This is a genomic window from Pseudorhodoplanes sp. (assembly GCF_035565855.1).
GTDB lineage: Bacteria > Pseudomonadota > Alphaproteobacteria > Rhizobiales > Xanthobacteraceae > Pseudorhodoplanes.
Window position 1 is genome coordinate 1 of record NZ_DATMRX010000269.1, and the last position, 25666, is coordinate 25666.

General features: G+C 64.3%; 32 protein-coding genes and 2 pseudogenes. 6 read left to right on the top strand and 28 right to left on the bottom strand.

What is annotated here, in order from left to right; all coding sequences use genetic code 11:
• From VN004_RS15205 to VN004_RS15215, 3 genes and pseudogenes are all read left to right on the top strand, one after another.
• Nucleotides 1–294: pseudogene (locus VN004_RS15205) on the top strand (2-oxoacid:acceptor oxidoreductase subunit alpha); the annotation flags it as partial.
• Nucleotides 295–469: 175 nt separating this feature from the next.
• Nucleotides 470–1525, top strand: a complete 1056-nt coding sequence (locus VN004_RS15210; RefSeq protein WP_325611646.1) for a 2-oxoacid:ferredoxin oxidoreductase subunit beta — start codon at nt 470–472, stop codon at nt 1523–1525.
• Nucleotides 1526–1632: 107 nt separating this feature from the next.
• The gene (locus tag VN004_RS15215) at nt 1633–2595 is read left to right on the top strand and encodes an aldo/keto reductase (RefSeq protein ID WP_325611647.1); all 963 of its coding nucleotides are present in this window, start codon (nt 1633–1635) and stop codon (nt 2593–2595) included.
• 17 nt (nt 2596–2612) lie between these two features.
• On the opposite strand, the gene VN004_RS15220 is transcribed toward VN004_RS15215, so the two are convergent.
• The 3 genes from VN004_RS15220 to VN004_RS15230 form a co-directional block, all read right to left on the bottom strand.
• A complete protein-coding gene (locus VN004_RS15220; RefSeq protein WP_325611649.1) occupies nt 2613–3110 on the bottom strand; it encodes a hypothetical protein in 498 nt (165 codons plus the stop codon).
• Between the two features lie 90 nt (nt 3111–3200).
• On the bottom strand, nt 3201–4406 hold the full coding sequence (locus tag VN004_RS15225) for an RluA family pseudouridine synthase (protein WP_325611651.1): 1206 nt from the start codon (nt 4404–4406) through the stop codon (nt 3201–3203).
• A 189-nt stretch (nt 4407–4595) separates the two neighbouring features.
• A complete protein-coding gene (locus VN004_RS15230) occupies nt 4596–6140 on the bottom strand; it encodes a lipase/acyltransferase domain-containing protein (protein WP_325611654.1) in 1545 nt (514 codons plus the stop codon).
• A gap of 271 nt (nt 6141–6411) precedes the next feature.
• On the opposite strand from VN004_RS15230, the gene VN004_RS15235 reads away from it, so the two are divergent.
• Nucleotides 6412–7278, top strand: a complete 867-nt coding sequence (locus VN004_RS15235; protein ID WP_325611656.1) for an alpha/beta hydrolase — start codon at nt 6412–6414, stop codon at nt 7276–7278.
• A 209-nt stretch (nt 7279–7487) separates the two neighbouring features.
• Here the strand turns inward: VN004_RS15235 and VN004_RS15240 are convergent, their stop codons facing one another.
• The 3 genes from VN004_RS15240 to VN004_RS15250 are packed head-to-tail and all read right to left on the bottom strand — an operon-like array spanning nt 7488 to nt 10614.
• On the bottom strand, nt 7488–7847 hold the full coding sequence (locus tag VN004_RS15240) for a hypothetical protein (protein ID WP_325611658.1): 360 nt from the start codon (nt 7845–7847) through the stop codon (nt 7488–7490).
• Between the two features lie 6 nt (nt 7848–7853).
• Complete coding sequence (locus tag VN004_RS15245) at nt 7854–9188, bottom strand: replication-associated recombination protein A (protein WP_325611662.1); 1335 nt, start codon at nt 9186–9188, stop codon at nt 7854–7856.
• A 7-nt stretch (nt 9189–9195) separates the two neighbouring features.
• Nucleotides 9196–10614 carry a DegQ family serine endoprotease gene (locus VN004_RS15250; RefSeq protein ID WP_325611664.1) on the bottom strand — a complete coding sequence of 473 codons (1419 nt, stop codon included), beginning with the start codon at nt 10612–10614 and terminating at the stop codon, nt 9196–9198.
• Between the two features lie 173 nt (nt 10615–10787).
• On the opposite strand from VN004_RS15250, the gene VN004_RS15255 reads away from it, so the two are divergent.
• Both VN004_RS15255 and VN004_RS15260 read left to right on the top strand, forming a co-directional pair.
• Nucleotides 10788–11471 (top strand): fused MFS/spermidine synthase, encoded by a 684-nt coding sequence (locus VN004_RS15255; RefSeq protein ID WP_325611666.1) that lies wholly within the window; start codon nt 10788–10790, stop codon nt 11469–11471.
• 27 nt (nt 11472–11498) lie between these two features.
• Nucleotides 11499–12362: a fused MFS/spermidine synthase gene (locus tag VN004_RS15260; RefSeq protein ID WP_325611668.1), complete on the top strand. Its 864-nt coding sequence runs from the start codon at nt 11499–11501 to the stop codon at nt 12360–12362.
• 4 nt (nt 12363–12366) lie between these two features.
• Here VN004_RS15260 and VN004_RS15265 read toward each other — a convergent pair whose 3' ends face one another.
• The 22 genes and pseudogenes from VN004_RS15265 to rpsC all read right to left on the bottom strand — a co-directional run bounded on the left by VN004_RS15265 (nt 12367) and on the right by rpsC (nt 25657).
• A complete protein-coding gene (locus VN004_RS15265) occupies nt 12367–13182 on the bottom strand; it encodes a c-type cytochrome (protein ID WP_325611670.1) in 816 nt (271 codons plus the stop codon).
• Nucleotides 13183–13255: 73 nt separating this feature from the next.
• Nucleotides 13256–14467, bottom strand: coding sequence for a TMEM43 family protein (locus tag VN004_RS15270; RefSeq protein ID WP_325611672.1), 1212 nt, complete (start codon nt 14465–14467; stop codon nt 13256–13258).
• Nucleotides 14468–14612: 145 nt separating this feature from the next.
• A complete protein-coding gene (gene rplQ, locus VN004_RS15275; protein WP_325611675.1) occupies nt 14613–15035 on the bottom strand; it encodes a 50S ribosomal protein L17 in 423 nt (140 codons plus the stop codon).
• 128 nt (nt 15036–15163) lie between these two features.
• Nucleotides 15164–16195, bottom strand: a complete 1032-nt coding sequence (locus tag VN004_RS15280; protein WP_325611712.1) for a DNA-directed RNA polymerase subunit alpha — start codon at nt 16193–16195, stop codon at nt 15164–15166.
• Between the two features lie 101 nt (nt 16196–16296).
• On the bottom strand, nt 16297–16686 hold the full coding sequence (gene rpsK, locus VN004_RS15285; protein WP_325611677.1) for a 30S ribosomal protein S11: 390 nt from the start codon (nt 16684–16686) through the stop codon (nt 16297–16299).
• A 65-nt stretch (nt 16687–16751) separates the two neighbouring features.
• A complete protein-coding gene (gene rpsM / locus VN004_RS15290; RefSeq protein WP_325611679.1) occupies nt 16752–17120 on the bottom strand; it encodes a 30S ribosomal protein S13 in 369 nt (122 codons plus the stop codon).
• Nucleotides 17121–17290: 170 nt separating this feature from the next.
• On the bottom strand, nt 17291–18286 hold the full coding sequence (locus VN004_RS15295) for an adenylate kinase (protein ID WP_325611681.1): 996 nt from the start codon (nt 18284–18286) through the stop codon (nt 17291–17293).
• Nucleotides 18283–19614, bottom strand: a complete 1332-nt coding sequence (secY, locus tag VN004_RS15300; protein WP_325611683.1) for a preprotein translocase subunit SecY — start codon at nt 19612–19614, stop codon at nt 18283–18285. The genes VN004_RS15295 and secY overlap by 4 nt, the downstream gene beginning before the upstream one ends.
• 209 nt (nt 19615–19823) lie before the next feature.
• A pseudogene (rplO, locus tag VN004_RS15305) lies at nt 19824–20294 on the bottom strand (50S ribosomal protein L15); the annotation flags it as partial.
• 3 nt (nt 20295–20297) lie between these two features.
• Nucleotides 20298–20489, bottom strand: coding sequence for a 50S ribosomal protein L30 (rpmD, locus tag VN004_RS15310; RefSeq protein ID WP_325611685.1), 192 nt, complete (start codon nt 20487–20489; stop codon nt 20298–20300).
• A 30-nt stretch (nt 20490–20519) separates the two neighbouring features.
• Complete coding sequence (rpsE, locus tag VN004_RS15315; protein WP_325611687.1) at nt 20520–21083, bottom strand: 30S ribosomal protein S5; 564 nt, start codon at nt 21081–21083, stop codon at nt 20520–20522.
• An 11-nt stretch (nt 21084–21094) separates the two neighbouring features.
• Nucleotides 21095–21454: a 50S ribosomal protein L18 gene (gene rplR / locus VN004_RS15320; RefSeq protein WP_325611690.1), complete on the bottom strand. Its 360-nt coding sequence runs from the start codon at nt 21452–21454 to the stop codon at nt 21095–21097.
• Between the two features lie 5 nt (nt 21455–21459).
• The gene (gene rplF / locus VN004_RS15325; RefSeq protein ID WP_325611692.1) at nt 21460–21993 is read right to left on the bottom strand and encodes a 50S ribosomal protein L6; all 534 of its coding nucleotides are present in this window, start codon (nt 21991–21993) and stop codon (nt 21460–21462) included.
• A complete protein-coding gene (rpsH, locus tag VN004_RS15330; RefSeq protein ID WP_325611694.1) occupies nt 21993–22385 on the bottom strand; it encodes a 30S ribosomal protein S8 in 393 nt (130 codons plus the stop codon). Before rpsH ends, rplF begins: the two co-directional genes overlap by 1 nt.
• Nucleotides 22386–22395: 10 nt before the next feature.
• Nucleotides 22396–22701 (bottom strand): 30S ribosomal protein S14, encoded by a 306-nt coding sequence (gene rpsN / locus VN004_RS15335; protein WP_325611696.1) that lies wholly within the window; start codon nt 22699–22701, stop codon nt 22396–22398.
• Nucleotides 22702–22741: 40 nt separating this feature from the next.
• Nucleotides 22742–23347: a 50S ribosomal protein L5 gene (gene rplE, locus VN004_RS15340; protein WP_325611698.1), complete on the bottom strand. Its 606-nt coding sequence runs from the start codon at nt 23345–23347 to the stop codon at nt 22742–22744.
• Nucleotides 23340–23657 (bottom strand): 50S ribosomal protein L24, encoded by a 318-nt coding sequence (gene rplX, locus VN004_RS15345; RefSeq protein ID WP_325611700.1) that lies wholly within the window; start codon nt 23655–23657, stop codon nt 23340–23342. Before rplX ends, rplE begins: the two co-directional genes overlap by 8 nt.
• Nucleotides 23657–24025 carry a 50S ribosomal protein L14 gene (gene rplN, locus VN004_RS15350; RefSeq protein WP_325611702.1) on the bottom strand — a complete coding sequence of 123 codons (369 nt, stop codon included), beginning with the start codon at nt 24023–24025 and terminating at the stop codon, nt 23657–23659. Before rplN ends, rplX begins: the two co-directional genes overlap by 1 nt.
• 42 nt (nt 24026–24067) lie before the next feature.
• Nucleotides 24068–24319: a 30S ribosomal protein S17 gene (gene rpsQ / locus VN004_RS15355; RefSeq protein WP_325611706.1), complete on the bottom strand. Its 252-nt coding sequence runs from the start codon at nt 24317–24319 to the stop codon at nt 24068–24070.
• 10 nt (nt 24320–24329) lie between these two features.
• Nucleotides 24330–24530 (bottom strand): 50S ribosomal protein L29, encoded by a 201-nt coding sequence (gene rpmC, locus VN004_RS15360; protein WP_325611708.1) that lies wholly within the window; start codon nt 24528–24530, stop codon nt 24330–24332.
• Nucleotides 24527–24940 (bottom strand): 50S ribosomal protein L16, encoded by a 414-nt coding sequence (gene rplP / locus VN004_RS15365; RefSeq protein ID WP_325611710.1) that lies wholly within the window; start codon nt 24938–24940, stop codon nt 24527–24529. The genes rpmC and rplP overlap by 4 nt, the downstream gene beginning before the upstream one ends.
• 12 nt (nt 24941–24952) lie before the next feature.
• Complete coding sequence (gene rpsC / locus VN004_RS15370; RefSeq protein WP_325611714.1) at nt 24953–25657, bottom strand: 30S ribosomal protein S3; 705 nt, start codon at nt 25655–25657, stop codon at nt 24953–24955.
• Between the last annotated feature and the right edge of the window lie 9 nt (nt 25658–25666).

A 25666-nucleotide genomic window follows, 5' to 3' on the forward strand; every position in this document is an offset into this window, starting at 1 on the left:
ATCGGCATCCTGGAAAAGCGCGGACATCAGCTTGACCGCATGCGGGTGCGCGGCTTTCCCTTCCATTCCAGCGTCAACTCATTCGTCGCCGACCACGACTTCGTCTATGTCGTCGAGCAGAATCGCGATGCGCAGCTTCGCTCGCTGATCGTCAACGAATGCGGCGTCGATCCGGTGCGGCTGGTTCCGATCCTGCATTTCGACGGCACGCCGATCACCGCGCGGTTCATTGCCGGCGCGATCGGGGATCACCTCGACCGGATGAAGGTCAAGCCGATGCGGGTGGCGTCATGACGTTCGCACCTCACCGCTTGCTCCGTTTCACCTCTCCCCTTGCGGGAGAGATCGACCACGCGCAGCGTGGTCGGGTAAGGGGGACCGTTCAACAAAGGCAGGAGCCCCCTCACCCGGCTCGCAGCTTCGCTGCTCGCCACCCTCTCCCCCAAGGGGAGAGGGAAAGGAAGACCTCATGACCTACATCGCCAAACCGAAATTCCACCACCCGGCCCTGCCGAAGAACGAGCTCGGCTATACCCACCGCGATTACGAGGGCACGATCTCGACGCTCTGCGCCGGCTGCGGGCATGACTCGATCACCGCTGCGATCATCGAAGCCTGTTTCGAGCTCTCGATCGAGCCGCACAAGGTCGCCAAGATTTCCGGCATCGGCTGTTCGTCGAAGACGCCGACCTATTTCCTCGGCAATTCGCACGGCTTCAACTCCGTGCATGGCCGCATGCCGTCGGTGCTGACCGGCGCCAACCTCGCCAACCGCGACCTGATCTATCTCGGCGTCTCGGGCGACGGCGATTCCGCCTCGATCGGGTTCGGCCAGTTCGCGCATGTCATGCGGCGCGGCGTCAACATGGTCTATATCGTCGAGAATAACGGCGTGTACGGACTGACCAAGGGTCAGTTCTCGGCGACCGCGGACCGCGGCTCGAAATCCAAGCGCGGCGTCATCAATACCGACAACTCGATCGACCTTGCGGCAATGGCGCTGCAGCTCGGCGCGACCTTCGTCGCCCGCTCCTTCTCCGGCGACAAAAGGCAGCTCGTGCCGATCATCAAGGCCGCGATCGAACACAAGGGCGCGGCCTTCCTCGACGTGATCTCGCCGTGCGTTGCCTTCAACAACCATGCCGGCTCGACCAAGAGCTTCGATTACGTCCGCGAGCACAACGAGGCGGTCAACCGGCTCGATGTCCTTGCCGGCCGCGCGCCGATCACCGTGGATTATGCGGAAGGCACCGTGCAGCTCGTCGAGCAGCATGACGGCTCGACGCTGGCGCTGCGCAAGCTCGGCGCCGATTACGATATCCACGATCGCACCGCGGCGATGGCGTTCCTGCAGCGCCATGCGGCCAAGGGGCAGATCGTCACCGGCGTGCTTTACATTGCGGACGACCCGCAGGACCTGCACACCTCGCTGAAGACCACGGCAAGGCCGCTCAATGCCCTGAGCGAAAAGGAGCTGTGTCCCGGTTCGGGCGCGCTCAACGCGATCAACGCCAGCCTGCGCTGAACAATCCCTGAGAGCCGCGCCGCGGCGCATGTCCGGCGTGCGGCGCGTGACCCTTGCGCGGCCGCGCATCTCGCCGCATGGTGGATTCACACCCGCGAGGAGAACGCATGACACGCCGCAAGCTCGGCCGCTCGAGCCTGTCCATCGCCCCGATCGTGTTCGGGGGCAACGTGTTCGGCTGGAGCGCCGACGAAAAGACATCCTTCGCCCTGCTCGACGCCTTCGTCGCGGCAGGCTTCAACGCCATCGATACCGCCGACGGCTATTCGCGCTGGGTGCCCGGCCACAAGGGCGGCGAATCCGAAACCATTATCGGGCGCTGGCTCAAGGCGCGCGGACGGCGCGACGACGTGCTGATCTTTACCAAGGTCGGCACCGACATGGGCGCCGGCAAAATCCTCAAGGGAGATTATGTGCTGCGCGCGGCGGAAGATTCGCTGCGCCGGCTGCAGACCGATTACATCGACCTGTATCAGACCCATTTCGACGACCTCGACACGCCGGTCGAAGAGACTTTGCAGGCCTATGCGAAGCTTGTCGGAGACGGCAAGGTTCGCGTGCTCGGCACATCGAACATGAGCCCGGAGCGGCTGCGGGAGTCGCTCGCGGCAAGCCGCAGGCTCGGCATCCCGCGCTACGAATGCCTGCAGCCGCACTACAATCTTTATGAGCGCGAAGGCTTCGAACGCGACTACGAGAGGCTGTGCGTCGAGGAGGAACTTGGCGTCATCTGCTATTACGCCCTCGCCAGCGGTTTCCTGTCCGGCAAATACCGGTCAGAGGACGACCTGTCGAAAAGCGCCGCACGCGGCGGCAGGGTGTCGAAATATCTCGATGCCCGGGGGCTGCGCATTCTCGACGCGCTCGATGCCGTGGCTCAGCGGCACGAGGCGACGCCGGCGCAGATCGCGCTCGCCTGGCTTCTCGCGCGGCCGAGCGTTACCGCGCCGATCGTCAGCGCCACCAATCTTGCGCAACTTGGCGAAATTCTGAAAGCGCCGGAGATCAAGCTCACGGGCGAGGATCTTGCGGCGCTCGACCACGCGAGTGCCGAGACAGCGGCCAGCTGACAGCGGCAGGGTTACACTCAGCGATTGACGCAGCTCTGCGTGAAGCTTCCGATCTGGCCGGCGCCGACACCCTGCGCGGTGCCGGACATGATGCAGCTCTGCGCGCGATCCTGGAAAGTCTGTCCGGCCGGACGCGCCGGCGCGATGGCGGGAAGCCCGCCGGTGCCGGCGACGCCGGGGACCGGTGCAGCGGGGGAAGCCGGGTTCGCCATGCTGGGGGCGGTCGGCAACGGCCGGACGGTGCCGAGCGGCGTCAGCGGCGACCGGTAGGTCGGGATGGTCGAGGCGGTCGACGAGCCGCGCCGGGTGCGACGGGGGACTTTCGCCGCTTCGCGTGGGGCCGGACGGGCTTGCGCCGGAGGCTGCGCCTTGCGGGCCCGCGGCGCGGTGCGCTTTCCCGATCCGTCATTGATGATCGAAAACGGAAATCCCTCACTGCCCTGGGCCCGGACTTCAAGTCGGGAAAAGCCAAGTAATAACAGCACTAAAGCGGCAATGTTCAAGTAGATTGGCATCTGCCTCATCCGCCCTGCGAGGCGGCTGAGAGACGCCCCGAACCTGTCACATATAGGAACGCATCGTGACGGGTTCAGGCCCCCGCCCGATCAACCTTCCGGTGCGTCCTCGATCGGATCGTAGCGGCTGGCATCGAGACCGATCAGGCTCCAGCTCTGCTGCATATGCGCCGGCAGCGGCGCGGTGACGTCGATCGTGCCGCCCCGCGGATGCGGCACGGCGATCCGCCGGGCGAGAAGATGCAGGCGGTTCTGCATGCCGCCCGGCAATTGCCAGTTCTGGATGTCGAAATATTTCGGATCGCCGACGATCGGATGCCCGATATGCGCGAGCTGTACACGGAGCTGATGCGTGCGCCCGGTCACCGGCTTGAGCGAGAGCCAGGCAAGGCGATGCGCGGCGGTTTCCACCACCGCGTAATAGGTGACGGCGTGGCTCGCGCCCTCCTCGCCGTGCTTGGCGACCCGCATGACGGAATCGTCCTGCCGTTCCTCTTTCGCCAGGTAGGTCGAGATCCGGCCTTGCCGCGGCTTGGGCACGCCCGGCACCAGCGCCCAGTAGATCTTGCGGGCGGAGCGCGAACGGAAGGTCTTCGCAAGCGCCGCGGCGGCGAAGCGGGACTTCGCGATCAACAGGCACCCGGCGGTGTCCTTGTCGAGCCGATGCACCAGTCGCGGCCGCTGGCCGTCCTTTGTGGGGATCGCGCCGAGCATTCCGTCGATGTGTCGGGTGGTTCCAGAGCCGCCCTGCACCGCGAGCCCCATCGGCTTGTTCAGCACCATCACGTCGTCGTCCTCGTAGAGCGTGATGGACTTCAGGAAATCGCGGTTTTCGGCATCCTTGCCGCTGGCCGGACGCGGCTCCCTCGGCTCCAGCCGCAACGGTGGAATGCGCACCGATTGACCGGCCTCCAGCCGGTCCTTGGGCTCGACGCGCTTGCCGTCAACGCGGAGCTGTCCTTTGCGAATAACCCGTTGGATATGACTGAATGACAGGCCGGGGAAACGCGCCTCGAGGAAGCGATCGACGCGCATCGCGTTTTCATCCGGCGTGACGGTCACGTTCTGCACGGTCGTATTGAACGAGGTGGCGGCCTCGGGCTGCGGTGAGTCGCGCGCCTGGGTTTTGTCCGGACCTGACCGCGGGCGAGCTATCGGCGCGGCGCTGGACTTCGCGCTGGGCTTGACGCCGAACTTTCGCGAATTCGGCCGGGCGTCGCCGACGCCGCGTCCTTCATGGGCCTTGGATTTGGACGAAGGGAAAGGCTTTCCGGGACGCTCTTGTCGGCCCGACATTTCGGGACGCCCTTGCCCGCCCGGCTTATCGGGACGCTCTTGCCCGCCGGGCCGGCGCGGCTGCTCGGGCTTGCCAACGCGGCCGCGACCGGGCCTCCGCTGTTGCCGGGACGATGAACCTGGGCGTGATGAACCTGTGCGCGATGCCATGGGCGCGCCTTAACACATTCGGCCGCATCGGCGCGACAGTCACCGCGCGATCACCGGCACCGGTTCCTCGACGACGCGGGGCTGTGCGCCTTCAAGCTGAACCACCGCGCGGAGCTGTCCGATGCCCGGCTTCACGCCAGCCTCGAAGGTACCGACAAAGGATTGCTCGAACGGGTTCGAGGGATCGGACGCCGCCGGGTCCGGCCTCAGCGCGATCGTGACCTCCCGCCCGTCCGGCATACGCCGCATCAGCTTGATCGAGGACGCATCGATCCTCGTCCGGTCGCCGAGCCGCAGGTGGACATGCACCTTGCAGATATCGCCGGTGCGATAGATCGGCTCATCGGGCTCGACGCGGACCCCGACCAGTTCGGTCATGATACCGTCGATCGACAGCATCTTGCCGCGTTCGCGCACCGGCACCGTAGCGAGCGCACGCGCGACGCCTTCCGTCAGCGCGACGCGCAGGAAGGTCTGAATCTGCGGATCGTGCAGGATACGCTGATGATCGGCGAAACTCGTCGGATGCAACGGCGCGCGTTCGATCACCGCGCTTTGCCGGATGACCGTTCCGTCGCCAGACCATGTGTGCTGCACCCTCAGCATCGCGGGCCCGCCATCGCTCTCGAAGCCGGCGCGTTCGGGCGTGCGCTGATCGAGGCCGACCAGGAGGACATCCTCGACGCCCTTCGGCATCGCGGTCGAAACCAGGTCCTCGAGCCGGCGGATGCGCACGAAGGTCTTCTGCAGGTCCGGCATGGTGGCAACGTCGACCCCATCCCAGTGCAGCTTCTTCCAGGTTTCCGCGCTGGCCGGATCGAAAGCCGGACCGCCCCCATCGTCGCAGCACTGGCGGTAGCGCGGCATCAGTTCAAAGATGGACGGAAAGGACAGCATCGTGCGGCGAAATCCGTCGAGCCCGCCCATCGCGAGATTGAGCGGGCCCCAGCCTCGTTCCACCGTCTGGAAGACTTTCACCGAGCCCTGAAACGGCGCACCGGCGCTGAACAACCGGGCGACGCGATCGCCACCCTCGCCTTCCACGACATAGGCGCGCGCCACAAGCGCACCCATCGAATGCGCGAGCACATCGACCTTGCCGTCCGGCACCTTCTCTCGCACGAAGGCTTCGAGCGCCTTGGCATTATCAAAAACGGAGCGGCGCCAGTCATAGGCGAAGATGAAGAGATCGCGGTTCTCGCGATAGCCGGTCTTCTCGAGATGGCGGATGATCGGCGTATAGACGTCCTGCGTATACAGGCCGAGAAACACGATCTCCCGCAGGATGCCGCATGGCTTGATCGGATCGACGGCGCCGGACTCGTGCGACAGCCGGATCGTCGGGAATTGCCGCAACGCCCCGACGGTGCCCCAGACGACTTCGAGCTTTTTCGGATCCTTCGCATCGGGCCGGCACAGCCGCGAGCCAAGGAGGCCCGGCACGAAGATCAACGGCCGTTCCGGCTGAGCCGCATTGGCGCGCTGGGTCTGCGCGGCTGCGGGGCCGTCGAAGATCAGGGCAAAGCCCGCCAGCGACGCCGTAATCGCGGCTGCATAACCCAACCCGGCGAGGCGCGACCGCATGCCCAACGTCTCTCTCCCGGCCAGGATGTGGGCTCTGCCAAATCCTAGCAAATATACCGGGAAGGTCACCCGTCTGGCCGTCCCAGTATCGTGAACGTCCTTTTGTCGACTTCTGACAATCGTGCATTTTGGTCGCGGGCCAGGCCACGTGCGTTCAATGCAAGGCCCCGCTATCGCATTGCGGCAGGGTTTGTGGCATGGGAGTCCCGCCTCCTCACATCCGCACCCTGCGCTTTCGCAGTGCAATCGCGGATCATTCCGGGTTCACTCCATGCGTCCTGAAATTGCCGAAAAAATTGCAGCGATCGGCCGCGTCATCGATCCCCAAAAGACCGCCGCGATCTACGCGCCCTTGCACGACACCGAGCCCTATGCGGGGATCAAGGCGACGCGGGACATCGCCTACGGGCCGGCCGACCGTCATCGTCTCGACGTGCTTGTTGCGGAGAATGCGACCGCGCCGATGCCGGTCCTCGTCTTCGTGCATGGCGGGGGCTTCACCGGCGGCAACAAGACCACCGCAGGCTCGCCCTTCTACGACAATGTCCCGCTTTGGGCGGCGCGCAACGGATTGGTCGGCGTCAACATCACCTACCGGCTCGCGCCCCAGCATCCCTGGCCGGCAGGCCCCGAAGACGTCGGAGCGGCGCTCCGCTGGGTGATCGACAACATCGCGCCTTACGGCGGCGATCCCTCGCGCATCGTGCTGTTCGGGCATTCGGCCGGTGCGACGCATGCCGGCACCTATGCCGCCATGCCGCGCTTTCACGGCCCGAAGGGGCTTGGCATTGCCGGGCTCGTTCTGACCTCGGGCATCTACGACGTTGCGAGTTTTCCGGTGAATGACGGCTACCGCTCCTATTTCGGGACCGATGCTTCGCTCTATCCCGAGCGCTCTCCGATTGCGGGACTGAGAAAGCTGCCGGTGCCGTCCCTGCTCGTTTATGCCGAGCTCGATCCGCAGCCCTTCATCCCGCAATTCGAGACACTCGCCGCGGCCATGGCGGATGCACCCGGCGGCAAGCCGAGGACGCTGGTGCTGCCGCAGCACAGCCATCTGTCGCTCGGCTATGCGATCGGCACCGACGATACGGCGCTAACCGGACCGGTTCTGGATTTCGTGCGCTCGCTGAAATAGCGCTTCGCGCGCCTCGCTCAACTACGCACCAATCCCGCACACAAAAAGGCCCGGCTTCTCCGCAAGCCGGGCCAAGTCGAGAGAGACGCCACCGGCGTCCTGCCCGGAGAACACGCGAAACCGGGCGAAATCCCTCATAACCGGAGGCACAGCGAGCCTCTGTGAGCCAGCTCACATTCGCCTCAAAATTCGTGGCCTGATGGGGGCCGTCACCGGCAGCGCTGCATCTCGCCGGCCAAGGTCTGGTTCCAGGTGACACGGAGCTTGCTGCCATGAAGCTGCAGGCCGATCGGCATGACGCGGGCCTTGCCGCCGCTGAAGCATTCGGCCTGGAGATAGAGGCCGTCGCCGATCCGGTAGGACTTCTTGACCGCGCAGGAGGATCGATACCATTCGACGGAGCGCTCGCCGACGACCAAAGGCGTCGTCTGCGCGGTCGAGCCCGCGCCGCGGCAGCCCGCCGGATCGAGGGACCAGCGGCCGATGAAGAGCGGATCGGTGGCGAGCGCGGAGCCGCTACCGAGCCAAAAGATCAGACCGCCAAGAGCTGCTGCGCAGAATAACCGCACGACATCTCACCCCCCGGCCTTATCCTTTCGCAGCTTCGCCCAGTAATCCAGCCGCTTTTTGATCTCGCGCTCGAAGCCGCGTTCGGGGGGATCGTAGAAGGTCTGGCGCGGCAGCGCATCCGGGAAATAATTCTGGCCGGAGAACGCGTCGGCGGTGTCGTGATCATAGGCGTAACCGCGGCCGTAGCCTTCGTCCTTCATCAGACGTGTGGGCGCATTCAGGATGTGCTTCGGCGGAAGCAGCGAGCCGTGCTCCTTGGCGGTGCGCATCGCGGCCCCATAGGCGCGATACGCCGCGTTCGATTTGGGCGCAGTTGCGACATAGATCACCGCCTGGGCGATGGCCAATTCGCCTTCCGGGCTGCCGAGAAAATCGTAGGCGTCCTTTGCGGCATTGCAGATGACGAGCGCCTGCGGATCGGCAAGGCCGATATCCTCCACCGCCATCCGCACCACGCGGCGCGCGATGTAGAGCGGGTCCTCGCCGGCGTCGAACATGCGCGCCAGATAATACAGCGCCGCATCCGGGTCGGAGCCGCGCACCGATTTATGCAGCGCGGAGATGAGATTGTAATGCCCGTCCTGGCTCTTGTCGTAGATCGGCGCACGCCGCTGCACGATCTCCTGCAGCGCAGCCTCGTCGAAAATCTCGCCGGGTCGCGCCGCGCGCCAGACTTCTTCGGCAAGCGTGAGCGAGGCGCGGCCATCACCATCGGCCATGCGGATCAGCGAAGCCCGCGCATTGTCGTCGAGCGGCAGCGGCTTGCCTTCGATCGCTTCGGCGCGCGTGAGAAGCTTGCCGACCGCCTCGGCATCGAGCGAGCGGAATACCAGGACGCGCGCGCGCGACAGGAGCGGCGCGTTGAGTTCGAAGGACGGGTTTTCGGTGGTAGCGCCGACAAGGACGATGGTGCCGTCCTCCATCACCGGCAGAAACGAGTCCTGCTGCGCGCGATTGAACCTGTGAATCTCGTCGACGAACAGCAGCGTGCCCTGCCCGGATTCGCGCCGCGCGCGGGCCTGTTCGAAGACTTTCTTCAGGTCGGCGACGCCGGTGAAGATCGCGGAAATCTGCTCGAAATGCAGATCGGTTTCCTCGGCGAGAAGCCGCGCCACCGTGGTCTTGCCGGTGCCGGGCGGTCCCCAGAAGATCAGCGAGCCAAGCGACCGCGTCGCCAGCATGCGGGTCAGGATGCCGTCCGGCCCGAGCAGGTGATCCTGCCCGACGACGTCGCCGAGCTGTTGCGGCCGCAGCTTGTCGGCGAGCGGCCGCGGCGTCGCCTTGTCGAGCCCCGCCGCGGTGAACAGGTTGGGTCCGCCCTGCCTGACGCGGGGTGCCATGAAGCGATTATCCCGGGAATTGCGCGACGACCTGCCGGCCGCCACGCAGGATCGTGATCTCCCAGAGCCGGCTCGGATCGCGCGTGAGGCGTTCCAGCTCCTTGCTGGTCGCAACCCGGCGATCGTTGATTGCGATCACCACATCGCCACGCTGGAAGCCGAGACGCTGAGCGATCGAACCTTTCGTGAGCTCCAGCACCACCACGCCTTCGGCTGCCGGATCGAGCCGCAATTCTTCCGCCAATGCCGGCGACAGATTGCCGACCTTCGCTCCGGACAACGGCGAGCGGGAGCGGATGATCAATTCCTCACGAGGACCGTCCGGTGCGCTTTGCAATTCAACGACAACGGTTGTCTCGCGCCCGCTGCGGATAATCCCGATGCGCGCCTGACCGCCGAGCGAGCGCGTACCGAACCGGTAATCGAAGCCGTTCTGATCCTCGACGATCTGATCTTCAATCGACACGATCACGTCGCCGGTCTTGATCCCCGCACGCGCTGCCGGCGAATTGGCACTCACGCTCGCGACCAGCGCACCGGCATTGCGCTTCAGCCCGAGGCTTTCCGCAATCTCGGCCGTCACATTCTGCAATTTTGCACCAAGCCATGGCCGCTTCACCGCGCTGCCGCCGCCGCGTGCCGATGCGACCACGACACGCACCATATCGACGGGGATGGCGAAGCCGATGCCCTGCGATCCGCCGGACCGCGAGAAGATCGCCGTGTTGATGCCGACGAGGCGTCCGGCGAGATCGACCAGCGCGCCGCCGGAATTGCCGGGATTGATCGCAGCGTCGGTCTGAATGAAGAACTGATAGTCGGTGATGCCGACCTGCGTTCGCGCAACCGCAGAGACGATGCCGTGGGTCACGGTCTGGCCGACGCCGAACGGATTGCCAATCGCCAGCACGAGATCGCCGACCTGCAGGTCGTCGGAATTGCCGAATTCGATCGCGGCAAACCGCTCGCGCCCCGGCGCATTAATCTTGAGCACCGCGAGATCGGTGCGCGAATCCTTCAGGACGATCTCCGCCTCGAATTCCCGCTTGTCGGCGAGCGAGACCTTCACCTCGGTCGCGCCCTCGACCACGTGGTTATTCGTGATGATGAGCCCGGATGGATCGACGATGACGCCGGAACCCAGCGAGCGCTGCATCTGCTCGCGCGGAATATTCCCCGGAGCCCCGAAGAAGCGGCGGAACAGCGGATCGTCGAACAGCGGATTTCGGACTTCGACCGCGCGCGCAGCATAGACGTTCACAACCGCAGGCGCGGCGCGCTTCACCACTGGGGCAAAGGACAATTTCAGCTCGGCGCCAGAGCGCGGAACCGCCCTGTCCTGGGCGTGGCCCGGCGCAACCCCAAGCCCGATCGCAGCCAGTGCGAGGGTGCCGATGGCGAGGCGCAAGAATCGGCGTTCAGTCATGCGCAAAATCCCTGAGAATCTGCGGCCAGATATAGGCCGAAGCTCGCGTCAAATGAAGGGCAGCGCCGTACACATGCCATTCATCGGCCAGCGGCGATTGTCGTGGCAGGGGAAGATCTTGTGCCGTGTTGGGGCCCAAAAATCGGCCCACGGCAAGCCAGCGGGAGACAGGTGTGACGGATCAGTCGGACAAGGGGGCGGCGGCCGTCACGCTCATTGTCTATGGGGCCGCGTTCGTGGTCGGCACCATCGTGATGAGCTTCGAAATGCTCGGATCGCGCTACCTCAACCCCTATTTCGGCAGCGGCATCTATACCTGGGCGTCCCTGATCTCGACCGTCCTTGCGGCATTGTGCATCGGCTATTTCCTCGGCGGCTGGCTGGCCGACCGGGCGCCCTCCCTGCGCGTGCTCGGGCTCACCGTGATAATCGGATCGGTCTATATCCTGCTCGTCCCGCTCTTCGCCGAGCGGATGCTGGAATCGCTTCTGGCCGGGATCGACGATGTGCGCGCGGGGAGCCTTGTCGCGTCCATCGCGATCCTGTTCTTCCCGGTGACGTTTCTCGGCATGTATTCGCCCTTCGGCATCCGGCTGCTGCTGCGCGATCCGAAGCATTCCGGCCGGGTGTCCGGCGCGGTCTATGGCATCAACACCTTCGGCAGCATCATCGGCACGCTGGGCACCACTTTCTTCCTGATCCCGATGATGGGCTCGCGCGCCATCACCATCACGGCGGGTCTCGCGGGCATTGTGTCCGGCGCGGTGCTGATGGCGGCGCAGCGGCTTCTGCGCGCGATCCCGGTGGCGCTGATCGCGGGCGGCCTCGCCTCCGGTTCCCTCGCCATGGCACCGTGACCGGCGTCAGGCGAAGAGCTGATCGACATGGCGGCCCGCGAGAAACTGCTGACCCGCAAGGACGGCCAGCTCGACCATGTCGAGACCACCTACAACGATATCTTCGTCTTCAAGGACAAGGCCGAGCTCAGCATGTCTTTCCAGCTCAAGGGCTGGGATTTCACGCAATCGACCATCAATCTGAAAGATCCCGACGATCTGCCGCTCGCCTACACGCGGCAGATGACCATGGCGGTGGTCTATCCGCAGGAGCTCAAGCGCATCCTGATGATCGGACTCGGCGGCGGGACCATCCCGACCTATCTCGGCCGCCATATCCCCGATGTGACGATCGACACCGTGGAGATCGACCCCGGCGTCATTGCCGCGGCCAGGACTTATTTCGGCATCCGCGAAAGCAATCGGGTCCGCTATCTCGACGCCGACGGCCGCGTCTTTCTGAACCGCAACAAGCAGCCCTTCGACCTCATCCTCTGCGACGCCTTTCACGGCGGCTATATCCCCTTCCACCTCCTGACCCGGGAATTCTTCCAGCTCGTGAAGCGCAACCTCACGCCGGACGGGGCGATGGCCATGAATGTCCACGACGGCACCAAGCTCTTCGTCTCGACCGTCGTCACGCTGCGCGAGGTCTTTCCGTCGGTTCACCTTTATCCGACCGGCGAAGGGGAAGTGATAGCGATCGCTACGCTCCAGCCGCGCGAGCGCGACTGGGTGGTCAAGCGCGCGGCGGAATTGCAGGACAAATACAGGTTCCGCTTTCCCCTGCCTGCCCTCGTGGCAAAGCCGCTCGATCAGGTGGACACCGCGAAGGGCGTGCTGCTGACGGACGATTTCGCGCCGGCCGATCTCTACAATGCGCTGCGCAGCTCGCAGCGGAAGAAGAAATGAGTGCTTACTGCTTCGCCGGCACCGTGCGCAGATAGGCGATCAGATCGCTCAGGTCCTTGTCGGTCATTTTGGCGTAAGCCGAATAGCCCATCGGCGGCTTCAGCTTGTCGCCGTTGCGGCTCACCCCTTGTGTAATCGCCCGCTTGATCTCGGCATCGGTCCAGTTGCCGAGTCCCTTCTCCTTGTCCGAGGTGATGTTGCGCGAGACCGAGACACCCCAGGGGCCGGTGAACTCGTGCTTGCCGACACCCATCTGGCTCGACACCAATGAGACGCCCTTTTCGCGCGGCGAATGGCATTCCATGCAATGCCCGATGGTCGCAAGGTAATAGCCGCGCCGCGCCTTCCGGCTGATCTTGCCCATAGGTGGCGGCGTCAGTTCCGGCTTGAGCGCGACCTTGTATTCGGGCGTCGGGATTTTGTTCTTGATCGGCTTCAACGAGCGAAGATAGGCGACAATGGCGTCGGCATCCCGCGGCGTCAGCACCGTGTAATACGCTGTTGGCATGACCGCGAGCACGGTGCCATCCGGGCGTACGCCTTTCATGATCGCGGCCTTGATCTGCTCCGCGGTCCAGTTTCCGATTCCGGTTTCCTTGTCCGGCGTCAGGTTCGATGTATAGACCTTGAAGGCCGGCGTCTCGAACAGGTTGCCGCCGGCAAAGGGCTTGCTCGCCCCTTCAGGACCGCGCGGCGTATGGCAATTGCCGCAATTGAGGATCGAATTGACGAGATATTCGCCGCGTTGCACCGGCGATTGCGCCAGAGCTGCCGCCACCGTCGCAAGATAGAAGACGGCCGATCCCAACAGGCGATGCATGCACATTCCCCCCGATGAGGGAAGCTAGAATGATTCTCGGGATGGCGAGAAGACGGCGCTGCCTTGAGCGGTGCTATCGACGGGGCGGGCGCGCCCTGCGGAATTGCCCAGGCTGCAACACTTCCTCCGGCTCCTGGCGCGCTGCCAGCAATCTCGACACCGCCAGCGCCAGCGCGGCGCCCCCCGCCAGCACACCGAGCGAGATCATCGGCCGGTAGAACAACCATGCCACCGCGATGGTGAGCGGCGCGATGATGGCGGTCAGCGCCAGCGCCGCGGCGAATGTCGTCGCCTGCACCAGATTTCCGATGAAGGGGATCACGTCGGCCAGCGCGACCAGGATCCGCGTCGAGAACACGAGGCCGATGAAGACGATCATCGTGAAGACGCCGCGCAGGATCCAGGTGAGTGACGTGTTCGCATCGCGCGCCGCCTTGAACAGGTCAGCGGCGGAAACGTCGCCCGTGTGCGCGAGCAGGATCACGTCGCCGGCCCGCGTCTGGTATCCGGTCAGCATGTTGTCGCTCTGACGCGCGACCACACTCCCCGTCCCCAGCGGAACGATGCGATAGCTGATCCGATAATCGCCGATGCGGGGCGAGCCGGGTTCTTCGGACAGATAGATCTGGCCCTTCACGATGCTGACCGGGCGGCTCATCTTTTCCCGGATCGGCTCCGCGAGCGACGGCTCCGCCTCGAATGGGGTGTCGGCGTTGAACCGGCGGATCGCCGCGGTACCGAGCTGAAAGGCGCCGAGCGTGCCGTCCTCGGCAACGAAATCCCGGCTGGTGATCGTCATCGGCGGATTTTCGTGCAGCCCCGACTGTTTGAAACGGGACGAATCGATCGGCCGGCTCGACCACTCCTTGTGATAGGTGTAGGTCGTCACCGTCTCTTCGCCGCCGCCCGCGGTCTTGCGGGTCTCGCTCCGGCTGTCCTCCCGCCACTGGTACATCCAGACGTCGCGCAACAGCCGCAAGCCGGTTGCGGAGACACCGAAGTCGGGGTCGGTCAGCGGGCGCACGGCCTTCAGCTCGCCGGTCACGTAGACAAGCAGCCCGTCATTGGCGAGGCTGACAGACGACGAAGGGACATCGACGACGATGCTTTCGCCTTCGGCGAGAGAGCGCGCCGTCTGCACCGCCCGTCCCTCGTTCCAGAACAAGGCGACGCAGGCGCCGAGCACCACGATCGGACCGAGAACGAGACCGAGCAGCGAGGCGGCCAGCTTGTCCCACCAGGACCGCTTGGTGACTTCCGTGTAGGTATCGCCCGGATCAGACATGACCACGGCCTTCGCAAGCTCAAGCTGCGACGTCAATGCCTACGTCAGCGCCGAATACGGCAGAATGCCGTGATCGCCCGGCAAATGAAAAGGGCAGCGCTCGAGACGCTGCCCTTTCAAACTCGCGATTCAGGCGAACCGATCGTTATGCCGCGTTCTCTTCGGCGGCCTTCGCCTGAACCGGCCCGGAATCGACGCCCTTGGCATCGACATCGCGGTCGACGAACTCGATCACGGCGATCGGCGCCGAATCGCCGTAGCGGAAGCCGGCCTTGATGATGCGGGTATAGCCGCCGTTGCGGTCCTTGTAGCGGGGGCCAAGCACATCGAAGAGCTTCTTGGCCATCGCGACGTCACGGAGCTGCGACACCGCCTGACGGCGCGCATGCAGATCGCCGCGCTTGCCGAGCGTCACCAGCTTCTCGACGATCGGACGCAGATCCTTCGCCTTCGGCAGCGTGGTGATGATCTGCTCGTGCTTGATCAAAGCCGCGCACATGTTGGCGAACATCGCCTTGCGGTGCTCGGCGGTGCGGTTCAGTTTGCGATGCGCGTTACCGTGACGCATGAACGTGTTTCCTTCTCTTCTCCGCGTCGCGACATCCGCCGGACGGTCTCTCTCAGGTGGGCTTCCTGCGTTCGCCCGAAAAAGTCATGGCCGGACTCCAAGCCCGGCCACGACGGTCAACTCAAACCTCAATAATGGTCTTCGAAGCGCTTGGCGAGATCGTCGATATTCTCCGGCGGCCAGCCCGGCACTTCCATGCCGAGATGCAGGCCCATCTGCGCCAGCACTTCCTTGATCTCGTTGAGCGACTTGCGGCCGAAATTCGGCGTGCGCAGCATCTCGGCTTCGGTCTTCTGAACAAGATCGCCGATATAGACGATGTTGTCGTTCTTCAGGCAGTTCGCCGAACGCACCGACAGCTCGAGCTCGTCCACCTTCTTGAGGAAGGCCGGGTTGAAGGCAAGGTCCGGGATCGCCTCGGCGACCACTTCCTTGCGCGGCTCCTCGAAATTGACGAACACATTGAGCTGATCCTGAAGGATGCGCGCGGCATAGGCGAGCGCGTCCTCCGGCGATACGGCGCCGTTGGTCTCGATGGCGAGCGTCAGCTTGTCATAGTCGAGGATCTGCCCCTCGCGGGTGTTCTCGACCTTGTACGACACCTTCTTGACCGGCGAATAAAGGCTGTCGACCGGGATCAGACCGATCGGCGCATCCTCGGGGCGATTGCGCTCAGAGGGGACATAGCCTTTGCCGGTGTTGACGGTGAATTCCATGCGGATTTCCGCGCCCTCGTCGAGGGTGCAGAGCACGAGATCCGGATTGAGGATGACGATGTCGCCGACCGTGGAGATGTCGCCGGCGGTCACGACGCCCGGACCCGACTTCTTCACCACCATGCGCTTCGGGCCTTCGCCCTGCATCTTGATGGCGATGTCCTTGATGTTCAGGACGATATCCGTGACGTCTTCGCGGACGCCCGGGATCGACGAGAATTCATGCAGCACGCCGTCGATATGGACCGATTGCACGGCCGCGCCCTGCAGTGACGACAACAAGATGCGCCGCAGCGCGTTGCCCAGCGTCAACCCGAAGCCACGCTCGAGCGGCTCGGCCACCAGCGTCGCCTCGCGACGCGGGTCGGCACCTGCCGTCACCTGCAGCTTGTTCGGCCTGATCAGTTCCTGCCAATTCTTCTGGATTGTCACGTTTGCACCCATCGCCTTGCTCGGCACGACCTTGCCCTGCGCGTCCCACGCCTGCCCGTGAGACAAGTCGGCGGCGGCGGGCTCTGCGCCCGGCCGCCGGGTCATAAGATCCGTCATACCCGACGCCGCTTCCTCGGCCGGCAGCCGTTATGCGGAATTGGCGTCACATCGCGAATCGACGTGATGGTGAAGCCCGCCGATTGCAGCGCGCGCAGAGCGCTTTCACGGCCCGAACCCGGCCCCGACACTTCGACCTCGAGCGTGCGCATGCCGTGTTCCTGCGCCTTCTTGGCGGCGTCTTCGCTCGCAACCTGCGCGGCATAGGGCGTCGATTTCCGCGAGCCCTTGAACCCCATGGTCCCGGCGGTCGACCAGGCAATGGTGTTGCCTTGGGCGTCGGTAATGGTGATCATGGTATTGTTGAAGCTGGCGTTCACATGCGCGACGCCCGACACGATGTTCTTGCGCTCGCGACGGCGGACGCGCGTAACTTCTTTTGCCATTCTCGTTCCTTTCCAGCGCCCGGTATCGCGAGAAGCCTTCGCGACCTGCGGCGACCGAACTGCAATTACTTCTTCTTGCCCGCAATCGCCTTCGCCGGACCCTTGCGGGTGCGAGCGTTCGTGTGCGTGCGCTGACCGCGTACCGGCAGGCCCTTACGGTGACGCAGGCCGCGATAGCAGCCGAGATCCATGAGGCGCTTGATGTTGATCGCCGTCTCGCGGCGCAGATCGCCCTCGACCGTGAAGTCACGGTCGATCATTTCGCGGATCTGCAGGACTTCCGCATCGGTCAGCTGCGACACACGCCGCTCATAGGGGATGTGAAGCTGCTGCATGATCTGGTCAGCCGCATGAGGGCCGATTCCATGGATGTATTGAAGCGCGACGACGACGCGCTTGTTGGTTGGAATATTGACGCCTGCAATACGGGCCACGATCTCGCTCCATGTGTCGGCGGCCTTTTTGGCCGTCGATCAGCCTTCCTGCTCTGTCCGTGTCTTTCGGAGGGAACCGCAAAGGGTTACCACGACACCTTGCCCCCGCCTCTTTCGGGGCCCGGCATCGTGCATACGTTCTCCCACTGAATGGCGCGGTATGTACGGATTCACCGGCGTTTCGTCAACCTCCGGCCTCGTCCGGAACGGGCTTTTGTAGCCCGATTCCGGGTCGAATTCCTGCCTTTCACGGCCTTGTGGCGGGACCCCGCCGGCTTGGCCGCTTTCGCGGTCCGGGACCCGGATTTGGCGGCCGCCTTGCCGCCGGTCCGGGTTCCGGTCTTGGACGCCTTGGAGGCCTTCGCCGCGGTTTTACGGCCCTTGGTCCCCTTGACGGCACTTCCCTTGGCCGCGCTCAACTTGGCCGCGCTCACCTTGGCGCTCCGGGCCGCAGATTTTGCGGCACGCTTCGGCGTTCCGGCGGCGCCGGTACCCCGCTTCGGCGGCTTGCGGCCCGCCGGACGCCGGCCCGGGGCCGTGCGACTCGCGCGCTTGCGGACCGGGGCCTTCTTGCGGCTCGCCCGGGACGCGCTCAAGAGCTTGTCGATCGCCTCCGTGACCTCGTCGATGGAGGCCATGCCGTCGGTCGCCTTATGCAGTCCCTTGCGGCGGTAATAGTGCGACAGCGGCGCGGTCTGGGCGTGATAGGCGTCGAGCCGCTTCTTCAGCGATTCGGCGTTGTCGTCGGCCCGCACGGCTTCGCCGCGCGCCTGCATCTCGGCCACCCGCTTCTCGATTCGCTGCAGGAGAATGTCGTCATCGACCTCGAGCTCGATGACCGCGTCGAGCTTCAGGCCTTTCTTGGCCAGCAGCTTCTCGAGCGCCTCGGCCTGGGCGACCGTGCGCGGGAAGCCGTCGAGGATGAACCCCTTCTTTGCGTCCGGCTGGGCGATGCGCTCTTCGATGATGCCGACCACGACCTCATCGGGCACCAGCTCGCCGCGCGCCATGATGTCCTTGGCTCGCAGCCCGATCGGCGTTTCCGCCTTCACCGCCGCGCGCAACATGTCTCCGGTGGAGAGCTGAACGATGCCATGCTTCTCCACGAGCCGTTGCGCCTGAGTGCCCTTTCCCGCTCCCGGCGGTCCGAGCAGGATGAGCCTCATCTTCGTCGCCCCCGCAACTTGGATTTCTTGATCAAGCCTTCATATTGATGGGCCAGCAGATGGCCCTGCACCTGCGCGACCGTGTCCATTGTGACGCTCACCACGATCAGCAAGGACGTGCCGCCGAAATAGAACGGCACCGCTGCGTAGGAGATCAGGATTTCCGGAATGATACAGACGATCGACAGGTAGATCGCGCCGATCACTGTGATGCGCGTGAGCACATAGTCGATATATTCCGCGGTCCGCTCGCCGGGCCGGATGCCCGGTATGAAGCCGCCATGCTTCTTCAGGTTGTCCGCGGTCTCGGTCGGGTTGAACACGATCGCGGTATAGAAGAACGCGAAGAACACGATCAGCGAGATATACAGGATCAGGAACAGCGGGCGGCCGTGACTGAGCTGCGTCGTGATGGTGGTGAGCCAGCTCGGCCCCTGCCCCGCGTTGAAGTTCGCGATCGTGGTCGGCAGCAGCAGCAGCGAGGATGCGAAAATCGGCGGGATCACGCCCGAGGTGTTGAGCTTGAGCGGCAGATGCGAGGTCTGCCCCTCGAACATGCGGTTGCCGACCTGGCGCTTCGGATACTGGATCAGCAGGCGGCGCTGCGCACGCTCCATGAAGACGATGAAGGCCGTGACGACGACTGCCATCACGATGACGACGAGGATCAGGCCAGTCGACAACGCGCCCTGGCGGCCGAGTTCGAGGGTCCCGGCGATGGCCGACGGCAGCTCCGCGACGATGCCGGCCATGATGATCAGCGAAATGCCGTTGCCGATGCCCCGCGAGGTGATCTGCTCGCCGAGCCACATCAGGAACATGGTGCCGCCGGTCAGGGTGATGACCGTGGAGATGCGGAAGAACCAGCCCGGATCGCTGATGACGTTGCCCGCGCCTTCCAGGCCGATGGCAATGCCGTAGGCCTGAACGGCGGCCAGGAGCACCGTGAGGTAGCGGGTGTATTGATTGATGGTCTTGCGGCCGGACTCGCCCTCCTTCTTGAGGGCCTCGAGCGTCGGCGACACGGTCGTCATCAGCTGGATGATGATCGACGCCGAGATGTACGGCATGATGTTCAGCGCAAAGATCGCCATGCGCTGGATGCCGCCGCCGGCGAACATATTGAACATTCCGAGAATGCCGCCGGCCTGGGTGCGGAAAATCTGTTCCCAGGCGGTCGGGTCGATGCCCGGAAGCGGAATGTAAGTCCCCAGCCGATAGACCAGCAGCGCGCCGAGCGTGAACCAGATTCGCTTTTTCAGCTCCTCGGCTTTGCCAAGCGCGGAGAAGTTGATGTTGGCCGCAAGTTGTTCCGCTGCTGAAACCATGCTCGCTCCTGACCCGCGCTAGCCCTTATGACGACCCCAGCGTCATGTAGGCATCACGCGGGTTTTTTGCCCGCGGGCTTGGCAGACTTTTCCGCCTTGGCGTCGCCGTCCGCCTTCTTCTTGGCGGGAGCGGCAGCCGCTTCGACGACCTTTGGCTTGTCGAGACCGGCCGCGAAGCGCGCGTTCTTGCCACGCGGCTCCTTCGGAGCCTCCTTGGCCGGGGCGAGAATCTTCACCGAGCCGCCCGCCTTCTCGACGGCGGCGACCGCCGACTTGGAGGCACGCCACACCGTGAACTCGACCTTTGCCTTGATTTCGCCACCGCCGAGCAGCTTCACGCCACCGCGGGCGCGGCTGAGGATCCCGGCATTGACCAGCGTATCGACGTCGACCGGCTTGCCCGCATCGAGCGCGCCGGAATCGATCGCCGCCTGCACGCGGCCAAGATTGATCTCGTTGAGGTCGAGCTGGAACGCGGTGTTGCGGAAACCGCGCTTCGGCAAGCGCCTGTGGAGCGGCATCTGGCCGCCCTCGAAGCCCTTGATGCGCACGCCGGTTCGCGCGGTCTGGCCCTTGCCGCCGCGTCCGCCTGTCTTGCCCTTGCCCGAGCCGATACCGCGGCCGATGCGGGTGCGCGCCTTGGATGAGCCGGGCCGGCCGGCCAGCTGATTGAGCTTCATCGATTACTTTCCTTCCACGACGCGGACGAGATGCGCCACCTTCGCGATCATGCCGCGGGTCGACGGATTGTCCGGCAATTCCTTCACGCGGCCGATCTTGTTCAGCCCGAGCCCGATCAGGGTCGCGCGCTGAGTACCGTCGCGGCGGATCGGGCTGCCGGTCTGCTCGATCTTGATTGTCTTATTCGCTGCCATGACGCATGCCTTCCGGATCGCTTGAGCCGTTTACTCGGCCGTTGCCTCGACACCCTCTTCCCGGCGGCGAGCCTGGAGAGTCGAGACCTTCATCGAGCGGCGCGCCGCGACCGAACGCGGCGAGTCCTGGTTCTTCAGTGCGTCGAAGGTCGCGCGCACCATGTTGTACGGGTTGGACGAGCCGAGCGACTTCGCCACGACGTCCTGCATGCCGAGCGATTCGAACACCGCACGCATCGGACCGCCGGCGATGATGCCGGTACCCGCAGGAGCAGCGCGGAGCTGCACCTTGCCGGCGCCGTGACGGCCCGCGACGTCGTGATGCAGCGTACGGCCCTCGCGCAGCGGAACACGGATCAGCGAGCGCTTCGCCGCATCGGTTGCCTTGCGGATCGCCTCCGGCACTTCGCGCGCCTTGCCATGGCCAAACCCGACCCGGCCCTTCTGATCGCCGACCACCACGAGCGCGGCAAAGCCGAACCGCCGGCCGCCCTTCACCACCTTCGCGACGCGATTGATGTGGACGAGCTTGTCGATGAATTCCGACTCTTCTCGCTCACTGCGCTCGCGTTCGCGTCTGGGTTCACGTGCCATTTGTCGTTCCTTTAGAAGCTCAGACCGGCTTCGCGTGCGGCATCAGCGAGCGCCTTGATGCGTCCGTGATAAATGTAGCTGCCGCGGTCGAAGATCACGTTCTTGATACCCTTCTGCGTCGCGCGTTCGGCGACCAGCTTGCCGATGACCTTCGCCGCCTCGACGTCGGCGCCGGTCTTGCCGGACTCGCGCTGCGCCTTTTCGAGCGTCGACGCCGAAACCAGCGTCACGCCATTCTTGTCGTCGATCACCTGCGCGTAGATGTGCTTCGACGAGCGGTGAACCGAAAGCCGCATCCGGCCGTTCGCCGCCTTCTTGAGAGCGCGGCGAACACGCGCCTTGCGGCGCTCTGTCGGGGTCTTGTGTGCCATCGTCGTTACTTCTTCTTGCCTTCCTTGCGGAAGATGAATTCGTCGGCATACCGCACGCCCTTGCCCTTGTAGGGTTCCGGCGGACGATAGGCGCGGATCTCCGAAGCGACCTGACCGACCTTCTTCTTGTCGATGCCGGACACTACGATTTCGGTCGGCTTCGGCGTTGCGACCGCGATGCCCTCGGGGATCGGATACAGCACGTCATGGCTGTAGCCGAGCGCGAGCTGCAGGTTCTTGCCCTGGACCGCAGCGCGATAACCGACGCCGGTGATTTCGAGACGACGCTCGAAACCCTTGGTGACGCCGGTCATGATGTTGTTCAGGTTCGCCCGCGTGGTGCCCCACAGCGCGCGCGCCTCCTTGGACTCGTCCTTCGGGTCCACCTTGATCTCGCCCTTGTCCATCGCGACGACGACGCGTTCATCGACGACAAGCGACAGGGCGCCCTTCGGCCCCTTCACGTTGATGGTCTGGCCCGACACATTGGCGGTGACGCCGGACGGAACGGAGACTGGTTTCTTGCCGACGCGCGACATCAGAACACCGTGCAAAGCAGTTCGCCGCCGACATTGGCGTCGCGGGCGGAGTGGTCCGCCATCACGCCCTTCGGGGTCGAAAGGATCGAAATGCCGAGGCCGTTATTGACCCGCGGCAGGTTCTTCACCGCCACATAGACGCGGCGGCCAGGCTTGGAGACGCGAGAGATCTCGCGGATCACCGGCGAGCCGTCGAAATATTTCAGCTCGATTTCCAGCTCGTTGCGGCCGTCCTTGTGCTCGACGGTCGAATAGCCGCGGATATAGCCCTCCGACTTGAGCACTTCGAGCACGCGCTCGCGCAGCTTCGAACCCGGAGACGACACCTTCTGCTTGTGGCGCTCCTGCGCGTTGCGGATGCGGGTGATGAGATCGCCGATCGGATCGTTCATGCGCCCCTCCTCACCAGCTCGACTTCACGAGGCCCGGAATCAGGCCCTTGTTGCCGAGTTCGCGCAGCGCGATACGCGACAGCTTGTGCTTGCGATAATACGCGCGCGGACGGCCGGTGATTTCGCACCGATTGCGAATGCGCGACGGCGCCGAATTGCGCGGCAGCTCGGCGAGCTTCAGCGAGGCTTCGAAACGGTCTTCCAGCGGCCTCGTCTTGTCGTTGACGATCGCCTTCAGCCGCGCGCGACGGCCGCTGAAGGTCTTGGCCATCTTGCGTCGCCGCTTGTTCTTTTCGACAGAACTCTTCTTCGCCATCAAAGTCTCCTGACTATCCGCGTCTGAGGGCCCGCGGCCCTCACTGCCGGAAGGGGAAGTTGAACGCAGCGAGCAGCGCGCGCGCTTCTTCGTCGGTGCGCGCCGTCGTGCAAATCGTGATGTCCATGCCCCAGCTTTCCTGGGTCTTGTCGTAGTCGATCTCTGGGAACACGATGTGCTCCTTCAGACCGAGCGAATAATTGCCCATGCCGTCGAAGCTCTTCGGATTGAGCCCGCGAAAGTCGCGCACGCGCGGCAGCGCGATATTCACCAGCCGGTCAATGAAGTCGTACATGCGCGCCTTGCGCAGAGTGACCTTGGCGCCGATCGACTGTCCGTCGCGCAGCTTGAAGGTCGCGATCGACTTGCGCGACTTGGTGATGACCGCCTTCTGACCGGCAATCAGGGTCAGATCGTTCGCGGCATTCTCAACCTTCTTGCGGTCGTTCACGCCCTCGCCGATGCCCATGTTGAGCACGACCTTGGTGATGACCGGCACCTGCATCGGATTCGTGTAACCGAAATCCTTGGTGAGCTTGGCGCGGATGTCCTTCTCGAATTGAGCCTTAAGCCGGGGAACATATCCCCCAGCCGGCGCACCCTTCGTGGCGGCCTTACCGGCCTTCGGCGTCTCTGTGTCAGCCATCGATCTCAACTCCCGAACGCCGGGCGACGCGAATCTTGCGGCCGTCATTCATGATCTTGAAGCCGACGCGGGTCGGCTTGCCGTCCTTCGGATCGGCGATTGCGATATTGGACAGCTGGATCGGCGCCTCTTTCGAGATGATGCCCCCCTCCTGCTGCGCGGTCTGGCGCTGATGGCGCTTGACCATGTTCACGCCGCGAACCAGCGCGCGGTTTTCCGACGGATGCACGGCGATCACTTCGCCGGTGCGTCCCTTGTCGCGGCCGGTCAGTACAACGACCTTGTCGCCCTTGCGGATTTTCGCAGCCATTACAGAACCTCCGGCGCGAGCGAGATAATCTTCATGTGGTTCTTGGCGCGCAGTTCGCGCGGCACCGGTCCGAAGATACGCGTGCCGACCGGCTCCTGCTGATTGTTGATCAGCACCGCGGCATTGCGGTCGAAGCGGATCACCGAACCATCGGAGCGCTTGATGTCCTTCGAAATGCGAACGACGACGGCCTTCATGACATCGCCCTTCTTGACGCGGCCGCGCGGGATCGCCTCCTTCACCGACACGACGATGACGTCGCCGATCGTGGCGTATTTCCGCTTCGATCCGCCCAGCACCTTGATGCACATCACGCGGCGCGCGCCGGAATTATCGGCGACGTCCAGGTTAGTCTGCATCTGAATCATGGGGCACCCAATCCTTGATCAGCCGTCGGCGCAAAAGCGCGCCTACAGCACCCTTTTCTTCTTCTCGCCCTGAATCACAGTCCAGCGCTTCAGTCGCGAGATCGGCTTGTGTTCCTCGATCCAGACCATGTCGCCGACCGCATATTCGTTGGTCTCGTCATGGGCGTGGAACTTGGTGGTCCGCCGCACCGTCTTCTTCAGAACCGGGTGCGTGAAACGACGTTCGACGGCGACAACGACGGTCTTGTCCTGCTTGTCGCTGACCACGAGGCCATGCAATTGACGCTTCGGCATAACGGGCCCCTTACTTGGCTTTCTTCTGGCGCGCGATGGTCTTCAGGCGCGCGATATCGCGGCGCACCTGGCGGACGCGTGCGGTGTTCTCGAGCTGACCGGTGGCACGCTGGAAGCGGAGATTGAACTGCTCCTTCTTCAGCTTCAGCACCTCGTCGTCGATCTGGTCGACGGTCATCACCTTGATGTCTGCGGCCTTCATCGCCTTCACTCCACAATGCGCTGGATGAAGCGCGTCTTGATCGGAAGCTTCGACGCCGCCAGCGTCAGCGCTTCTTTCGCGATATCCATCGGCACACCGTCGATCTCGAGAATGACGCGGCCCGGCTTGACGCGCGCCACCCAGAGTTCAGGCGTACCCTTGCCCTTGCCCATACGCACTTCGATCGGCTTCTTGGACACCGGCACATCCGGGAAGATGCGGATCCAGACGCGGCCGGCGCGCTTCATGTGGCGCGTCAGGGCGCGACGCGCGGCCTCGATCTGGCGCGCGGTCACGCGTTCCGGCTCCATCGCCTTCAACCCGTACTGGCCGAAGTCGAGCGCGTTGCCGGACGATGCAACGCCGTGAATGCGGCCCTTGAAGGCCTTGCGATATTTGGTGCGCTTCGGTTGCAGCATGACGTTTACCCGTTATCCCGCGGTCAGTTCGCGCCGCGGACGGCCGGCCTCGGCCTCGTTCATCCTTTTGTCCTGCGCCATCGAATCGTGCTCGAGGATCTCGCCCTTGAAGATCCAGACCTTGACCCCGCAGGTGCCGTAGGTGGTGAAGGCCGTCGCCACGCCGTAATCGACATCGGCGCGCAGCGTGTGCAGAGGCACCCGCCCCTCGCGATACCATTCGAGACGCGCGATTTCGGCGCCGCCCAGGCGGCCGGAGCAGTTGATGCGGATGCCTTCGGCGCCGAGCCGCATCGCGGTCTGCACCGCGCGCTTCATGGCGCGGCGGAACGCCACGCGACGCTCGAGCTGCTGGGCGATCGATTCGGCGACAAGCTGCGCGTCGAGCTCAGGCTTGCGGATCTCGACGATGTTGATGACCACGTCCGACTGCGTGAGCTTCGCAACCGACTTGCGCAGCTTCTCGATGTCGGAACCCTTCTTGCCGATCACGACGCCCGGACGCGCCGAGTAGATCGTCACCCGGCACTTCTTGTGCGGGCGCTCGATCACGATCTTGGACACCGCCGCCTGCTTGAGCTGCTTCATCAGCTCCTCGCGGATCTTCATGTCCTCGTGCAGCAGCGAACCATACTCGTTCTTGCCGGCATACCAGCGCGAGTCCCAGGTCCGGTTGATGCCGAGGCGAAGGCCGATCGGATTGATCTTCTGACCCATACTATTCTC

Excerpts from the sequence above, each read along its gene's own strand:
- VN004_RS15220 (WP_325611649.1), bottom strand. The coding sequence starts at position 3,110 with ATGCCAATCTACTTGAACATTGCCGCTTTAGTGCTGTTATTACTTGGC.
- VN004_RS15270 (WP_325611672.1), bottom strand. The coding sequence starts at position 14,467 with ATGTCTGATCCGGGCGATACCTACACGGAAGTCACCAAGCGGTCCTGG.
- rplF (WP_325611692.1), bottom strand. The coding sequence starts at position 21,993 with ATGTCGCGCGTCGGCAAGAAACCAGTCTCCGTTCCGTCCGGCGTCACC.
- VN004_RS15280 (WP_325611712.1), bottom strand. The coding sequence starts at position 16,195 with ATGGGTGCAAACGTGACAATCCAGAAGAATTGGCAGGAACTGATCAGG.
- rpsH (WP_325611694.1), bottom strand. The coding sequence starts at position 22,385 with ATGAACGATCCGATCGGCGATCTCATCACCCGCATCCGCAACGCGCAG.
- VN004_RS15235 (WP_325611656.1), top strand. The coding sequence starts at position 6,412 with ATGCGTCCTGAAATTGCCGAAAAAATTGCAGCGATCGGCCGCGTCATC.
- rplE (WP_325611698.1), bottom strand. The coding sequence starts at position 23,347 with ATGGCTGACACAGAGACGCCGAAGGCCGGTAAGGCCGCCACGAAGGGT.
- rpsE (WP_325611687.1), bottom strand. The coding sequence starts at position 21,083 with ATGGCACGTGAACCCAGACGCGAACGCGAGCGCAGTGAGCGAGAAGAG.
- VN004_RS15265 (WP_325611670.1), bottom strand. The coding sequence starts at position 13,182 with ATGCATCGCCTGTTGGGATCGGCCGTCTTCTATCTTGCGACGGTGGCG.
- rplX (WP_325611700.1), bottom strand. The coding sequence starts at position 23,657 with ATGGCTGCGAAAATCCGCAAGGGCGACAAGGTCGTTGTACTGACCGGC.
- rplN (WP_325611702.1), bottom strand. The coding sequence starts at position 24,025 with ATGATTCAGATGCAGACTAACCTGGACGTCGCCGATAATTCCGGCGCG.
- rpsN (WP_325611696.1), bottom strand. The coding sequence starts at position 22,701 with ATGGCGAAGAAGAGTTCTGTCGAAAAGAACAAGCGGCGACGCAAGATG.
- rplQ (WP_325611675.1), bottom strand. The coding sequence starts at position 15,035 with ATGCGTCACGGTAACGCGCATCGCAAACTGAACCGCACCGCCGAGCAC.
- VN004_RS15295 (WP_325611681.1), bottom strand. The coding sequence starts at position 18,286 with ATGAGGCTCATCCTGCTCGGACCGCCGGGAGCGGGAAAGGGCACTCAG.
- VN004_RS15245 (WP_325611662.1), bottom strand. The coding sequence starts at position 9,188 with ATGGCACCCCGCGTCAGGCAGGGCGGACCCAACCTGTTCACCGCGGCG.
- secY (WP_325611683.1), bottom strand. The coding sequence starts at position 19,614 with ATGGTTTCAGCAGCGGAACAACTTGCGGCCAACATCAACTTCTCCGCG.
- VN004_RS15230 (WP_325611654.1), bottom strand. The coding sequence starts at position 6,140 with ATGCGGTCGCGCCTCGCCGGGTTGGGTTATGCAGCCGCGATTACGGCG.
- VN004_RS15210 (WP_325611646.1), top strand. The coding sequence starts at position 470 with ATGACCTACATCGCCAAACCGAAATTCCACCACCCGGCCCTGCCGAAG.
- VN004_RS15215 (WP_325611647.1), top strand. The coding sequence starts at position 1,633 with ATGACACGCCGCAAGCTCGGCCGCTCGAGCCTGTCCATCGCCCCGATC.
- VN004_RS15260 (WP_325611668.1), top strand. The coding sequence starts at position 11,499 with ATGGCGGCCCGCGAGAAACTGCTGACCCGCAAGGACGGCCAGCTCGAC.
- VN004_RS15225 (WP_325611651.1), bottom strand. The coding sequence starts at position 4,406 with ATGTCGGGCCGACAAGAGCGTCCCGGAAAGCCTTTCCCTTCGTCCAAA.
- VN004_RS15250 (WP_325611664.1), bottom strand. The coding sequence starts at position 10,614 with ATGACTGAACGCCGATTCTTGCGCCTCGCCATCGGCACCCTCGCACTG.
- rpsK (WP_325611677.1), bottom strand. The coding sequence starts at position 16,686 with ATGGCAAAAGAAGTTACGCGCGTCCGCCGTCGCGAGCGCAAGAACATC.
- rpsC (WP_325611714.1), bottom strand. The coding sequence starts at position 25,657 with ATGGGTCAGAAGATCAATCCGATCGGCCTTCGCCTCGGCATCAACCGG.
- rpsQ (WP_325611706.1), bottom strand. The coding sequence starts at position 24,319 with ATGCCGAAGCGTCAATTGCATGGCCTCGTGGTCAGCGACAAGCAGGAC.
- rplR (WP_325611690.1), bottom strand. The coding sequence starts at position 21,454 with ATGGCACACAAGACCCCGACAGAGCGCCGCAAGGCGCGTGTTCGCCGC.
- rpmD (WP_325611685.1), bottom strand. The coding sequence starts at position 20,489 with ATGGCAGCGAATAAGACAATCAAGATCGAGCAGACCGGCAGCCCGATC.
- rplP (WP_325611710.1), bottom strand. The coding sequence starts at position 24,940 with ATGCTGCAACCGAAGCGCACCAAATATCGCAAGGCCTTCAAGGGCCGC.